At 67.6% G+C, this 12,429-nt stretch carries 16 protein-coding genes; 11 read left to right on the top strand and 5 right to left on the bottom strand.

The window, feature by feature from the left end:
* The first annotated feature begins 1 nt into the window (after nt 1).
* On the top strand, nt 2-304 hold the full coding sequence (locus AB0J53_RS12915; protein ID WP_364171584.1) for a 4a-hydroxytetrahydrobiopterin dehydratase: 303 nt from the start codon (nt 2-4) through the stop codon (nt 302-304).
* A gap of 18 nt (nt 305-322) precedes the next feature.
* Here the strand turns inward: AB0J53_RS12915 and AB0J53_RS12910 are convergent, their stop codons facing one another.
* Both AB0J53_RS12910 and AB0J53_RS12905 read right to left on the bottom strand, forming a co-directional pair.
* Nucleotides 323-970, bottom strand: coding sequence for a GntR family transcriptional regulator (locus AB0J53_RS12910; RefSeq protein ID WP_364171582.1), 648 nt, complete (start codon nt 968-970; stop codon nt 323-325).
* Complete coding sequence (locus tag AB0J53_RS12905; protein ID WP_364171580.1) at nt 967-2,085, bottom strand: CoA transferase; 1,119 nt, start codon at nt 2,083-2,085, stop codon at nt 967-969. Before AB0J53_RS12905 ends, AB0J53_RS12910 begins: the two co-directional genes overlap by 4 nt.
* Nucleotides 2,086-2,119: 34 nt before the next feature.
* On the opposite strand from AB0J53_RS12905, the gene AB0J53_RS12900 reads away from it, so the two are divergent.
* Nucleotides 2,120-3,310, top strand: a complete 1,191-nt coding sequence (locus AB0J53_RS12900) for an acyl-CoA dehydrogenase family protein (RefSeq protein ID WP_364171578.1) — start codon at nt 2,120-2,122, stop codon at nt 3,308-3,310.
* A 69-nt stretch (nt 3,311-3,379) separates the two neighbouring features.
* Entirely contained in the window at nt 3,380-4,084 is a 705-nt protein-coding gene (locus AB0J53_RS12895) for a thermonuclease family protein (RefSeq protein ID WP_364171576.1), read from the top strand.
* A gap of 6 nt (nt 4,085-4,090) precedes the next feature.
* On the opposite strand, the gene AB0J53_RS12890 is transcribed toward AB0J53_RS12895, so the two are convergent.
* Complete coding sequence (locus AB0J53_RS12890; RefSeq protein WP_364171574.1) at nt 4,091-4,975, bottom strand: NmrA family NAD(P)-binding protein; 885 nt, start codon at nt 4,973-4,975, stop codon at nt 4,091-4,093.
* 74 nt (nt 4,976-5,049) lie between these two features.
* Here AB0J53_RS12890 and AB0J53_RS12885 point away from each other — a divergent pair, with 74 nt between their 5' ends.
* From AB0J53_RS12885 to AB0J53_RS12875, 3 genes are read left to right on the top strand one after another with little or no spacing between them, the layout of a single operon-like run.
* Nucleotides 5,050-5,439: a helix-turn-helix domain-containing protein gene (locus tag AB0J53_RS12885; protein WP_308125918.1), complete on the top strand. Its 390-nt coding sequence runs from the start codon at nt 5,050-5,052 to the stop codon at nt 5,437-5,439.
* Between the two features lie 37 nt (nt 5,440-5,476).
* Nucleotides 5,477-5,791 (top strand): metalloregulator ArsR/SmtB family transcription factor, encoded by a 315-nt coding sequence (locus tag AB0J53_RS12880; RefSeq protein ID WP_364171571.1) that lies wholly within the window; start codon nt 5,477-5,479, stop codon nt 5,789-5,791.
* Nucleotides 5,792-5,793: 2 nt separating this feature from the next.
* Nucleotides 5,794-6,315, top strand: a complete 522-nt coding sequence (locus AB0J53_RS12875; RefSeq protein ID WP_364171569.1) for an SRPBCC family protein — start codon at nt 5,794-5,796, stop codon at nt 6,313-6,315.
* On the opposite strand, the gene AB0J53_RS12870 is transcribed toward AB0J53_RS12875, so the two are convergent.
* Nucleotides 6,251-6,907 (bottom strand): hypothetical protein, encoded by a 657-nt coding sequence (locus tag AB0J53_RS12870; RefSeq protein WP_364171567.1) that lies wholly within the window; start codon nt 6,905-6,907, stop codon nt 6,251-6,253. The genes AB0J53_RS12875 and AB0J53_RS12870 overlap by 65 nt on opposite strands.
* Before the next feature lie 212 nt (nt 6,908-7,119).
* Nucleotides 7,120-7,458 (bottom strand): hypothetical protein, encoded by a 339-nt coding sequence (locus tag AB0J53_RS12865; RefSeq protein ID WP_219508526.1) that lies wholly within the window; start codon nt 7,456-7,458, stop codon nt 7,120-7,122.
* A 147-nt stretch (nt 7,459-7,605) separates the two neighbouring features.
* On the opposite strand from AB0J53_RS12865, the gene AB0J53_RS12860 reads away from it, so the two are divergent.
* The 5 genes from AB0J53_RS12860 (at nt 7,606) to AB0J53_RS12840 (ending at nt 12,055) form a co-directional block, all read left to right on the top strand.
* The gene (locus tag AB0J53_RS12860; RefSeq protein WP_364171565.1) at nt 7,606-8,025 is read left to right on the top strand and encodes a hypothetical protein; all 420 of its coding nucleotides are present in this window, start codon (nt 7,606-7,608) and stop codon (nt 8,023-8,025) included.
* A gap of 28 nt (nt 8,026-8,053) precedes the next feature.
* Nucleotides 8,054-8,704: a DUF6461 domain-containing protein gene (locus tag AB0J53_RS12855; RefSeq protein ID WP_364171563.1), complete on the top strand. Its 651-nt coding sequence runs from the start codon at nt 8,054-8,056 to the stop codon at nt 8,702-8,704.
* 201 nt (nt 8,705-8,905) lie between these two features.
* Nucleotides 8,906-9,280, top strand: a complete 375-nt coding sequence (locus AB0J53_RS12850) for a hypothetical protein (protein WP_364171561.1) — start codon at nt 8,906-8,908, stop codon at nt 9,278-9,280.
* A 155-nt stretch (nt 9,281-9,435) separates the two neighbouring features.
* Nucleotides 9,436-9,864: a hypothetical protein gene (locus AB0J53_RS12845; protein ID WP_364171559.1), complete on the top strand. Its 429-nt coding sequence runs from the start codon at nt 9,436-9,438 to the stop codon at nt 9,862-9,864.
* Between the two features lie 994 nt (nt 9,865-10,858).
* Complete coding sequence (locus tag AB0J53_RS12840) at nt 10,859-12,055, top strand: hypothetical protein (protein WP_364171557.1); 1,197 nt, start codon at nt 10,859-10,861, stop codon at nt 12,053-12,055.
* Nucleotides 12,056-12,429: the final 374 nt, after the last annotated feature.

Here is a 12,429-nt window from a genome sequence, read left to right as displayed (position 1 = left end):
CATGGCCGAGCTCCTGACGGACGAGGAGATCGACACGGCGCTGGCGGGCCTGGAGGGCTGGCGCCGCGACGGCACGGCGCTGACCAGGGACATCCCGATCACGCCTGACAACTTCGACTGGCTGCGCCAGGCGGTGACGAACGAGGCCGACGCGCTGGACCACCATCCGGAGATCGAGCGCACCGACTCCGGCATCCGCTTCCGCCTGTCGACCCATAGCGCGGGCGGGGTGACCGCCAAGGACGTCGAGCTGGCCGCGCACATCGACCAGGTCGTCGACGGCGCGGCCCGCGACCGGGGCTGACGCCGCCGCGCGGTCAGCTCACCCGAGCACGGACTCGATCGCCTCGACCGCGGCGGCCCGGTGCCCGGCCAGCAGCGCCACCGCGCCCTCGGCGTCGCGGCGGCGCAGCAGGTCGAGCGTAGCCCGGTGCTCCTCGATGACCCGCCGCCGGTTGGCCTCCTCGGCGTAGTAGACCGAGCGGTAGGCGTCGGTCGAGTCCCACAGCGTCCTGATCAGCCGCACCAGGCGCGGCAGCCCCGCGCACTCGAAGATCGCCATGTGGAAGCGCCGGTTGGCCTCGGCCATGGCCAGCACGTCGGCGGCCTCGGCGGCCCGCTCGACCTCGGCCTGCGCCGCCTCGGCCGCCTCCAGCCCGGCGTCGGTGAGCCGCCCGACCGCGCGCCGGACGGCCTCGGCCTCCAGCAGGTCGCGGATGAGATAGACCTCGCGCAGGTCGTCGAGCGAGAGCTGCTCGACGTAGTAGCCCCGGTGCGCCCGATGGCCGACCAGGCCCTCGCCCTGCAGCGTCTTGAGCGCCTCGCGCAGCGGGACGCGGCTCACGTCGAGCTCGTCGGCCAGCGCCTCCTGCCGGATCGGCTCGCCCGGCCGCAGGCGGCCGGTGGTGATGGCCCGCCTGAGCTCCTCCAGGACGAACTGCTGAGCCGTGGGCGGCCGGCGAGAGGTCATTGGCCCAATATCCCACGGACCCACTGCTCGTCCCGGCCCAGCTCGGGCGGGTCCAGCCGGTAGGCGGGCGGCGTCACGTCCAGGCCGATCGGGTTGGCCACCTGCCCGTCCGCCAGCGGCTCCAGCCCCAGCTCGGCGGCGAGCGCGAAGGCTTCGGCCAGGTCGTTGATCGGCCCGCACGGCACCCCGGCGGGCGTCAGCGCGGCGAACCAGTCGTCGGCGCCCCGCGTGGCCAGCGTCGCGTTCAGCTCGGCGACCAGCTCCTCGCGGTGCGCCACCCGGCCGGCGTTCGTGCCGAACCGCTCGTCGGCCGCCAGGTCGGGCCGCTCCAGCACCCCGCACAGCGCCCGGAACTGCCGGTCGTTGCCCGCCGCGATGACGATCGGCCTGTCAGCCGCCCGGAACACCTCGTACGGCACGATGCTCGGATGCCGGTTGCCCATGGCCTTCGGCACCACCCCGGCGGCGGCGTACGCGGAGGCGTGGTTGGTCAGCGCGGACAGCAGCGACGACAGCAGCGACACCGTCACCCGCTGCCCCTGCCCGGTGGCGTCGCGGTGGCGGAGCGCGGCCAGCACGCCGAGCGCCGCGTGCAGCCCGGTGATCACGTCGACCAGCGCGACGCCCGCCTTAGTGCCCGGCCCGTCGGGCTCGCCGGTCACGCTCATCAGCCCGCCCACGGCCTGCGCGATCAGGTCGTAGCCCGGCAGCTCGGCGCCCTTGCCGGTGCCGAACCCGGTCACCGAGCAGTAGACCAGCCCCGGGTTGAGCCCGCGCAGCCTGTCATAGCCGAGGCCGAGTCGGTCCATCGTGCCCGGCCGGAAGTTCTCCACGAGCACGTCGGCACGCGCGGCCAGCGCCGTGGCCACCTCCAGATCGGCGGGGTCGCGCAGGTCGAGGGCGATCGAGCGCTTGTTGCGGTTGACGGCCAGGTAGTAGGTCGCCACCCCGTCGGCGTCGTGCGGCGGCCCCCACGAGCGGGTGTCGTCCCCGCCGCCGGGCCGCTCGACCTTGACCACGTCCGCGCCGAGGTCGGCGAGCAGCATCGTGGCGTACGGCCCGGCCAGGACCCGGCTGAAGTCGGCGATCAGCAGCCCGTTCAACGCCCCGCCCATGGCTACGCCCCTCTTCCTGTGACATATTTGGATTTTGGATCCAAAATACAGGAAGGGCTTCGCCGTGCATCCCTCGACGCTGTTCGCCATCGACGGCCTCCTCACCGACGAGGAACGCGACATCCGCAAAGCCGTGCGCCAGGTCTGCGACAAGGAGATCCGCCCGCACATCGCCGACTGGTTCGACACCGGCGAGCTGCCCGCCCGCGAACTGGCCCGCACCCTCGGCTCGGTCGGCGTCCTCGGCATGCACCTCGACGGCTACGGCTGCGCCGGGCTGGGCGCCGTCTCGTACGGGCTGGCCTGCCTGGAGCTGGAGGCCGCCGACTCCGGCCTGCGCAGCCTCGTCTCGGTGCAGGGCTCGCTCGCCATGTACGCCATCTGGAAGTACGGCAGCGAGGAGCACAAGCGCGAGTGGCTGCCCCCGATGGCCGCCGGCGAGCGCATCGGCTGCTTCGGCCTGACCGAGTCCGACTTCGGCTCCGACCCCGGCGGCATGCGGACCACCGCCAGGCGCGACGGCTCCGACTGGGTGCTCAACGGCGCCAAGATGTGGATCACCAACGGCTCCGTGTCCGACGTCGCCGTCGTCTGGGCGCGGACCGACGACGGCGTCCGCGGCTTCCTCGTCCCGGCGGGCACCCCCGGCTTCACCGCCCACGACCTCAAGCGGAAGGTGTCCCTGCGCGCCAGCGTCACCAGCGAGCTCGTCCTCGACGACGTACGCCTGCCCGCCGATGCCATGCTGCCCGGCGCGCGCGGCCTGTCCGGCCCGCTCGGCTGCCTCAACGAGGCCCGGTACGGCATCGTGTTCGGCGCGATGGGCGCGGCGCTCGACTGCCTGGAGACCGCCCTGGACTACGCCGGCTCCCGCGAGGTGTTCGCCCGCCCGCTCGCCTCCTACCAGCTCACCCAGGAGAAGCTCGCCGACATGACCCTGGAGCTCGGCAAGGGCCTGCTCCTCGCCCTCCACCTCGGCCGCCTCAAGGAAGCCGGCGCCATCACCCCCGAACAGGTCAGCGCCGGCAAGCTCAACAACGTGCGCGAAGCCCTGGACATCGCCCGCACCTGCCGCACGATCCTCGGCGCGAGCGGCATCACGCTGGAGTACCCGGTGATCAGGCACGCGGTCAACCTGGAATCGGTGCTCACCTACGAGGGCACCTCGGAGATCCACACCCTCGTCCTCGGCAAGGCCCTCACCGGCCTGCCCGCCTTCCACTAGAGCCGCGTACACCGCCCCCGTCCCATAGGCGTCTATAGGCAGTTAGATCCCTCTATCTGCTGGAGACGCATGATGCGCGTCCACTTATCAGCCGCAGCCCTTCTCGCCGCCTCGGCGGTGCTCCCGGCGGTCGTCGCCGTGCCGGCGGACGCCGGGAGCGCGCCCAAGGGGGTGCCCGGGGGCGCGGTGTCCGTACGCGTGGTGAAGATCGTGGACGGGGACACGATCGACGTCACGCGCGGCGCCACCAAGCTCCGCGTCCGCCTCCTGGAGGTCGACACCCCCGAACGCGGCCAGTGCTGGTCGAAGACCGCCACGTCGAGGACGGCCACGCTGCTGCCCCTCGGCAAGGTCGCCTACCTCGTGGCCGACAAGGACCCCAAGGACCGGTACGGCCGCTGGCTCTACTACGTGTGGAACGCCAAGGGCGTGCACGTCAACCGCAACCTCGTCCGCTACGGCTACGGCAGGGCCGTCCTCTACCGGCCCAACGACCGCTACATCAAGGTCATGCGCGCCGAGCAGAAGAAGGCCCAGCGGGAGCGGCTGCGCATCTGGTCCGGCACCTGCGACCGGACCGGCGCCTCCCCCACGCCCACGCCCACCCCGACTCCGGCCCCGACCAAGCCGCAGCCGGACACCCGCACCGATCCGCGGTTCCGCACCTGCGGCGACGCCAACCGCGCCGGCTACGGCCCGTACTACCGGGGCCGGGACCCCGAGTACGCCTGGTACCAGGACCGCGACGGCGACGGCGTGGTCTGCGAGCGCTGAACCGGCTCAGCCGGCGAGCGTTTCCTGGACGGCCCGGGTGATGCGGCCGCGGATCGGGCGGGGGGCGGCAGGCAGGAGGGCGGGCAGGTCGGTGCGGCGGGCCTGGAGGAAGCCGGCGTTGAGGTTGGAGAACAGCGAGAGCGTGTGCGTGACCTGGTAGGGCTCCAGGCCGCTCCCGGCGAGCAGCTCCCGCATCGCCGACAGCGGGACCGGCCGGTAGCCGACCGGCCGGCCGAGCACCTCGCCCAGCACGTCCGCGATGTCCTGCCCGCCGATCGCCTCGACGCCTTCCAGCTCGTACGTCCTGCCCGCGTGGCGGCTGGGGCGCCCCGCGGCGAGGTCCCGGTGGATGTCGGCGGCGACCCGTACGGCGACGTCGGCCAGGTCTTCCCTGGCCACGACCGACACCTTGCCGGCCCCGAACGGCGCGGCGAACACGCCGCTCTGCCCGGCGGACGCGGCGGCGGTGGCGGCCAGCCCGACGGGGACCTCGCCGTAGAGGCCGTTGCGCAGGATCGTCACGTCGAACGGGGCCGCGGCCAGGCGTGACTCGGTCCAGCGGTGCGGCAGCGCGATCGTCATCAGATCGCCGGAGGCCGCCAGGCTGGTGTAGACGACGTGCCGGACGCCCGCCGCCTCGGCCGCGTCGGCCACGGCGCCGTGGCGGGCGAGCACGACGTCGTCCTCGGCGTAGCCGGCCGAGACGAACACGAGGACGTGCGCGCTGCGGAACCCGTCGGCGAGCGACGCCGGGTCGTCGAAGTCGATCCGGCGCGTGCTCACCCCGTCACCCGTGCGGGTGCCGCCGACCACCTCGATGCCGTCCTGGCCGGTGAGTCCGCGGTGGATCAGGCCGCCGAGGCCGCCGGAGACACCGGTGACGAGAATCATCTGCTGCTCCTTGCTGTTGGCATGTGGTGCAGATTCATCCACACCGGACGGCAGGCCCATAAGGAGGCACTTTCGTGTCAGCCACGAACACCGCGATAAGCCCGCAGGTCAGCGGCCCGTGCGGGGACGACGACTGCGGGATCCGCGACGTGCTCGACCGGCTCGGCGACCGGTGGACGGTGCTGGTGCTGGTCGAGCTGGCCAAGGGCACGCGCCGCTTCCGCGAGCTGGAGCGGGCCATCCCCGGCATCTCCCAGCGGATGCTGACGGTGACCACCAAGCGGCTGTGCCGTGACGGGCTGGTCGAGCGGACCGTCTACCCGACCATCCCGCCGCGCACCGACTACCGGCTGACCGAGATGGGCGCGAGCCTGGCGGGCATGGTGTCGGCGCTGGCCGACTGGTCCCGCGACCACAAGGACGCCATCGCCGCCGCGCGTGACGACTGGGACCGGCTTGCGTAACTTGCGGGTTACGTAACCCATAGGGTACAAAAGGCGGGTGAGAACGGGAGTGTTCGAGGCGCTGGCCGACCCGGTCCGGCGCAGGCTGCTGGAGCTGGTGGCCGAGCGCGAGCGTACGGCCGGCGAGCTGGCCGCGGAGTTCGACACCAGCCGCCCGGCCGTGTCCAAGCACCTGCGGGTGCTGCGTGAGGCCGGGCTCGTCACGTACCGGAACGAGGCGCAGCGCCGCCTCTACCGGCTGGACCCGGGCCCGCTGGAGGAGGCGGGCGCGTGGATCGAGCGCACCAGGAGCAACTGGGCCGGCCGCCTCGACTCCCTCGAACGCCACCTCGACCGGCTGGAGGACACCTGACCATGCACGACGACACCGCACCCGCCCCGGACGACCGGCGCGGCACCCTCGGCCTCGGGCCGGACGGCGAGTGGCAGATCCGGTTCGAGCGCCGCCTGCCGCACCCGCCGGCCCGGGTCTGGTCCGCCCTGACCGACCCCGCCCAGCAGGGCGAATGGCTGCCCGGCGTGACCCTCCGGCCGGAGCCCGGCAGCACGGTGACCTTCGACTTCGGCGACGAGGGCCGGGCGGAGGGCGCGGTCCTCGCGGTCGAGCCCGGCCGGCTCGTCGAGCACACCTGGCTCTGGCCGGGCGAGACCGAGTCACGGGTGCGCTGGGAGCTCTCCCCCGACGGCGACGGCACCCGCCTCGTGCTGCTGCACCGCCCGGTGCGCCGCGAGCCGGCGGCCGACTACCGCGCCGGCTGGCACGCCATGCTCGACTCCCTGCACGCCCACCTCACCGCCTCGGCGACCCCTTCTACCCCTGCAGCCCCCGATACCGATTCCGCTCCAGGAACGCCCCCTGCCCCGTGGCCAGCCTGAGCGCCGCGTCGGCCACCAGCGCGGGAATCTCCGGATGGATGTGCGCGACGTGCGGCGGCACCCACGACCGGTCATGCAGCCGCGGATGCCCGGGCTGGGACGACAACGCCGTGAGCACGAACACCAACGGCGCCCAGATCGTCCGGAACCGCAACCCGATCCGGTTCCCCGTCACGTCGTCGACCATGTGAATCTGGAACAGGTCGGCGGCGTCCATGTCGCAGAACTCGGCCCGCCCCCACGCGAAATGCGCCCACATATCGGGATGCGTGAAATGAGCGCCCTGCGTGGTGACGGTCAACGGCCCCGCCCCGTCGACCACCCACTGCCCCTGCGCCTCCGCCACCGCCTTGCTCTTCCGCAGCGCGTTGGCCGCCTCGTTGACCGCGTGCGCCGCGATCACGAACGACAGCGACCCGAAGGCGAACATGTTGCTCCGCCGGTACGCGACCGGGCTCTGCGGCTTCCACAGATGCCGCTGCGCCGGAGCCACGAGCAGCGCCCGCTCCCCCGGCTCCAGCCGCGCCGGACTCGGCACGAACGGCCGCGACGCCAGCTCGTCCGCCGTCCTGACAGCCAGCAGCCCACACATGAACGACCAGTCCTGCGGCCCGATGACAGGCGGAGGAGGCGGCACGTATCGCACAGAAGGTCCTACCTGGGGGGTATGCGAGACAGTCTGCCGCGATCATACTGACCCGACCCCGCCCACCGCCCGCAGTGTTCGTCGGAGTCCCTGGCCGCGGCCTCGTGGTGACCCTTCTCCGCGCCGCACGCAGCTCCGGGCCGGATCACCACGGCCGGTCAGTCGACGGGCGCGAAGCCGCCGGCCGGGCCGGGCTCGTAGGTGATGCTGCTCGTGTTCACCCACGTGCCCATGTCGGAGTAGGTCGACGCGCCGCCGCCCTGGTAGTACTTCCACGGGCCGTAGCGCCAGGCGCATCCGGTGCTGGCGCAGACCTGCACCTTCAGCCGGAAGGTTCCTGTCGTGTTCCCGTTGTCACAGTCGATCCAGGCGGAGTGCAGGTCAGTTCCCCAGCCCCGGGAACACGTCACGGCCTGCGCAGGGGCCGTGGCCAGTGCGAGGGTGAGAGCGGTCGGGAGAGCGAGGGTCGAGGCGATGATCACGTGCCGTAACTTCATGCGGTGGTCCCCTTCTGCCTGAGGAGTTCCGATGGGAAGTGACGCCTTGGTCAGCTTGCAGTGGATCACGACAGGGGGCAAGCATTACTTACCGCATTGGTCAATTGGGACAATAAGTCCCCAATTTCCGGCCTCTACGCTGGGCTCATGCCGCCGTGTCTCGACGTCTACGTCTGGCTGCCAGAGTGCAGCTCCGAGGTCCTCGGGCGATTCATCGAGAGCTACGTCAATGCGGCCGATGATGACGAGCGGCTCCACACCCTCATCCGAGCTCACACCCAAGGCGGCGCGGACGACGTTTCCACGCTCTATCTCAAGGCCCGTGACCACTACCAGGCGAGCATCACGTTCACCCGTGACGGAGCGACCGTCCTCGGTCTCAGCGTCGACGCCCCGGACGACCTGCCGGAAACGCTCAGGCTGGCTGAACAGCTCATGGAACAGCTCCGGCAGCAGTTCGCCGCCCCTGCCGGATGCGCGGGCGTCGAATTGCCGCCGGCAGGCGACCGCTCCGAATGGCACGAAGAAGCATTGGTGCTGCTCCGCACCGGCGAGCTCACTTTCTGATCCTCCACGGCACGGCGGGTAGCCACCGGTGACCGTTTCTGTCATTACCAACTGGCAGCATGTGGGCGTGATCGCAACTGCCGCTGACTATGCCTGGTTCACCTACAACCGATTCATGTACGACGCGTACACCGACCTCCGGGACGCATACTGTTTCACCCTCGTCCGCGGACTGACACCTGAGCAGGTCCTGGCCCGGACCGGTGCCGAACGCTTTCCGCCCGTGGGGCTCAAGGGCCTGATCAAGGCAGCGTTCTCCGGCCTCGGTAGACCCCGCACCGGATATAGCCACTTCTTCGGAGTCACACTCGTCGACGACTGGGCGTTCGTCGTCGAACCCAACGGCTTCATGGGCGTCATGCCCAGCGTCGCCGCACGATTGTCAGCGGGCACCCGGCTGGTGTCCCATTTCCGCAATGTCAACGGGCAGGAAGACTTCCTCTGGATGGAAGACGGCCAGGAGCGCCTGACCTTGGAGCCAAGCTTCTCCGACATCGAGTCCTACAACACATGGGAAGAGGAATTCAGCGAGATCGAGCGGCACGTCGGATTCGACGACGACCACAGCAGTGAGTCGTTCTTCGCGATGGCCGAGTACCTGACCGGGGTCAAGGTGACGCCAGAACTGCTGGAGCAGTCGGTCTACCTGTGTGGGGTCGCGCCCTACTCCCGACAATAGAGCGGCATGCCTCAACACCGGCAGGCTTGGTTCTCGCACCTTCGACGATTTTCGTGATCCCCGACGCTCCGTCCACCCACCTGTGGGAACCTGTCGACTAAGGGCCTGAGCAGGAGTTACGGTTGCGACCGGCTTCCGTCGTTTCTCTCTGTTCTTGGCCATCCCACGGAACAGCGACGGAACAGGGCAGGAGATTGCTTCATGGCGATCCCGAAGAAGGGCTCGCGGCTCATCAGCGTCGACGGCACTTCATTCCGATGGCGCGTCCGTCGTAAGCCCACGTACTGCCAGGGGAACAGCTGGGGCCCGATGACGTTCGCGGTGGAATTGGTCGACGGCTCGGGTCGCGTGCTCCTGGTGTCGCTGCCCTGCTCACGGCCGGACGCGTGGTTGGGAGGACGCATGATGGCCATACGGCCGGCGCTCGTGACAGCGACCATACGCACGGCGCTCGGTCACGGCTGGGATCCGCGGCAAACAGGCAACGCCTTCGAGCTTGAACTCACTGACGAAGAACTGACCGAGTTGATGAACGGCCGACCGCCTGCCTACGACGCCCCCTTCATGCGGAGATGACTTCCTCGGCATCCAGCCCGACCGTCCGCTTTTCAGCGGAGACCGTGGTCAGAGGGTGGTGAACGGTGGTCGTAGTGAGTCCCTGTGAGGGGATGTAGCTGTCACCACTTTGCCGGGCCTACGCGATCGTTCCGTTCCGTAGGACTATGTTCCTCATGTCAGTGACCGAGTTCGCCGGCGTGTCCAAGGACAAGGGCCGTGGCATCACGTCCCGAGAGGGACCGTACGAGTTCTGGACCGAGGACGGTGCCCATGTCTACCTTCACGACACCGACTTCAGGCGCCTGACCTACAGGCCCGGCAGGCCGCCGACGCTGGAACTGGAGTTCGTCTACGACCCGGAATGGACTCCTCCGGAACTGTCGAAGACGCCTGTCGTGGTCTTCCGGTTCGAAGACGTCCGCCTCGTCGAATGGGTCGAGGACCAAGAGGGCCATGACTGTGTTGCCGCCAACCCTGAGGTCCTACCAGGGCAGGTCGGGCAGTTCGACTGGGACGGCACCGACATGTTCACCTTGGACACCTTCATACTGCGCTTGCTCTTTCACGCGTCGCGAGCAGCGGTGACCGTACACGCGAAGTAGAGCACCGTAGCCATGCCGGCCAAGCACGCACAATCTGCCCTTCATCCCACCGGCGGACAAGGACCCTCGACAGCGCAGGCGCTACACCAGTTCCGCCACTACTACGGCAGCGTCATGTTGGCCAGCGGCGTCTCCGCGAGGGAACTCGCCGAATACCTCGGCCACGCCGGCCCTCCCCGTCTACGCCCACATGATGCCCGGCTCCCACGACCGAGCCCGCAGGGCCATCGACGACCGACTGCGGAGTTCTCGCACGTCAGCCCTCTACTTGGCCAGGTGCCGACTGATCACCAGGCGCTGGATCTGGTTGGTCCCCTCGAAGATTTGCATGATCTATGACCCACGATGCAGTCGCCTGCGGCTATAGCTCGATCATGCCGATGAGCAGTGGTTACGCTTGCCGACGTCTCGCATCACTTCTCGCTGATTCCGGTACTCTCACGGAACAGAGGCGGAACACGAGCAGATCTTGGACGCTGCTGCGCGGCGTGACACCGTTAGGCAAGGTCACCATCCGAGCCTTCAGCTTCGTGGCCATGGACCTGATGGAACCAACGGGCAACCAGAGGGCGCCGAGGACCTCTAGAATCTCGCGAACAGGGTGAGCATGATCGACTGGCTCCTCAACCACCGCGAACGTTGCCATCATCACGTTCACCCGCGATGAGGCAATCATCCTCGACCTCCGCCTCGACGCCCCGAACGACCTACTGGAATGCTCAGGAAGGCCGGACAGCTCGGAGAACAGTTCCGTAAGCAGTTCTCCGCCCCCGCCGGACAGGAGCCGAATTGCCTCCAGCTCGCGACCGCTCCAAATGGCACGAAGAAGCACTCGTGCTGCTTCGCATGAGACGGGTTCCGACATCTTGCAGCCGCCGAGATCCGCCTAGCCAGCATCCGGGAGAAGCTCCATGGCCACAGCCTCATTGTCCCAGCCGATTGAGCGCGTTAGGATGACCCGACACATACGCTTTTCACAAATGAAACAAATCAAATGGATTTGATGGAGGCAATTTTGTCATCCAAAATTGTATTTTCAGAGCCAGATCACCCGCGACTAAGTCCACTTGGCAATGCCGAGCCGAGCGTCAATTGGTTTCTTCAGTCAACTCGCGAAGAAGCGAGATATGCGAGACGTGCAGTCAACTCAGCATACGCCGCTTTTCCGGACGAAAACGACGCATTGCTGAAGCGACTCAGAAGCACCAAACCTTCATGGCACGCGCAAGCACTCGACGAATTGGGAGTCCACAGCCTAATTGCACGAAACGCTGTCGTGGCATACGAGGAACGAGACGGTAGTCCAGATTTTAGCATTTATCGCAATGGGGCCTATCTTTGCGGGGTAGAAGTAGCCTCTATTCTCCTTCGCGATGATTGGACAAACGAGCAAAATGCGCATGGCCGCATTGCGGATCGCCTCAATGCAGAGTTGCCGTTGGATCGTTGGTTTTTGGCCTTCGACGTGGTTTCATGGCCGAACGATCGCCAGCCTTCACTCGGCCGCCTTGTGAACTGGGTTCGGAACGTGTTGTCTGGCCTGCCAGAAGGTCCGACAACCGAGCCGGATCATTACACTCCGCCTGAGTCTATCTACCGCAACAACGGGACAGAGTTGCGATTTAGATTCTTCCCAAGGAAACCTGATGCTCCGGATCGCCCCCATGGCCGGATAGTAGGGGCAGGTGCCATGATCGGGGGGTTTATTGACTCCAAAGACCGATTGCGTGACCGGTTGCGAAAGAAAGCTGGCAGTCGCTACCAGTTGCAGGAGAAGCCTTTTGCAATCTTTGTGGGATTGCACGATATCTTCTGCACCCTGGACGAGATCGTAGACGCATTGTATGGGAGTGATCAGATCCTGGTGCCCGTCGGGTCTGCGCCCACCTCGGATGGCAGGGTCAGATCCAGCAGGGCGAACGATGGATTCTTCGGGATCTCCCAAGAACGTCCGGAAGGCAAGAATCGAAGAGTGTCGGCGATCTTTGCAGGCGTATTCAACTGGCACCACCCTAGTTCGCCGATTTCCAACGCAATTAGGTTCGACAACCCATTTGCGCTGACCACGTTTCCGCCCGACGTAATTCCCGTTTCATATACCTTTTCGAGAGTAGAGCATGAGGCCGGCCGGTCGAGCATGGAGTGGATCCCTAACAATCCGCTTTTAGATAGCAGCTGGCCCTTCAGATAAAAACATCAGGGATCTGACAAGCTCATCGACAGCTCGTGGCAACCTTCTAGGGCTACTTAGGAGCTGTGTGCTTCGCCGAGGGCTGTCTCCTCAGGTGACAAGCACGCCACTCTGCGCAAGCTCGGAGAGGGTCGAACGGGTGATCCCTTCGGAGTGTTGGCAATGGTCAATTCTTGGGGCCGGTGCCAAGGTCGCACTGCCGATCTTCCGCTTTTCAGGCGGAGCAATCGCCCTGCTCGGCTGATCGAGAGCATGGTCAGGCGCGTGTGGAGGGTGGAGCGGATGTGTCGGCGTGTAGGGACGTTGCTGTCAGCGATGCTGTCACCTCAGCCATGGTCACCCGGTGCCGTGGTCCGACGAAGGAGGGCCACGGC

The sequence above is a fragment of the Nonomuraea sp. NPDC049725 genome (assembly GCF_040674795.1).
Classification (GTDB): Bacteria; Actinomycetota; Actinomycetes; order Streptosporangiales; family Streptosporangiaceae; genus Nonomuraea; species Nonomuraea ceibae.
Note: the sequence above shows the minus strand (reverse complement) of the source record. Positions and strands in the feature narration are given on the sequence as shown.

What these genes read in the sequence shown, in the direction of transcription:
- AB0J53_RS12865 (WP_219508526.1), bottom strand. Translation starts at nt 7,458, where the DNA reads ATGAAGTTACGGCACGTGATCATCGCCTCGACCCTCGCTCTCCCGACC.
- AB0J53_RS12905 (WP_364171580.1), bottom strand. Translation starts at nt 2,085, where the DNA reads ATGGGCGGGGCGTTGAACGGGCTGCTGATCGCCGACTTCAGCCGGGTC.
- AB0J53_RS12895 (WP_364171576.1), top strand. Translation starts at nt 3,380, where the DNA reads ATGATGCGCGTCCACTTATCAGCCGCAGCCCTTCTCGCCGCCTCGGCG.
- AB0J53_RS12860 (WP_364171565.1), top strand. Translation starts at nt 7,606, where the DNA reads ATGCCGCCGTGTCTCGACGTCTACGTCTGGCTGCCAGAGTGCAGCTCC.
- AB0J53_RS12845 (WP_364171559.1), top strand. Translation starts at nt 9,436, where the DNA reads ATGTCAGTGACCGAGTTCGCCGGCGTGTCCAAGGACAAGGGCCGTGGC.
- AB0J53_RS12910 (WP_364171582.1), bottom strand. Translation starts at nt 970, where the DNA reads ATGACCTCTCGCCGGCCGCCCACGGCTCAGCAGTTCGTCCTGGAGGAG.
- AB0J53_RS12870 (WP_364171567.1), bottom strand. Translation starts at nt 6,907, where the DNA reads ATGTGTGGGCTGCTGGCTGTCAGGACGGCGGACGAGCTGGCGTCGCGG.
- AB0J53_RS12915 (WP_364171584.1), top strand. Translation starts at nt 2, where the DNA reads ATGGCCGAGCTCCTGACGGACGAGGAGATCGACACGGCGCTGGCGGGC.
- AB0J53_RS12875 (WP_364171569.1), top strand. Translation starts at nt 5,794, where the DNA reads ATGCACGACGACACCGCACCCGCCCCGGACGACCGGCGCGGCACCCTC.
- AB0J53_RS12840 (WP_364171557.1), top strand. Translation starts at nt 10,859, where the DNA reads ATGGATTTGATGGAGGCAATTTTGTCATCCAAAATTGTATTTTCAGAG.
- AB0J53_RS12890 (WP_364171574.1), bottom strand. Translation starts at nt 4,975, where the DNA reads ATGATTCTCGTCACCGGTGTCTCCGGCGGCCTCGGCGGCCTGATCCAC.
- AB0J53_RS12850 (WP_364171561.1), top strand. Translation starts at nt 8,906, where the DNA reads ATGGCGATCCCGAAGAAGGGCTCGCGGCTCATCAGCGTCGACGGCACT.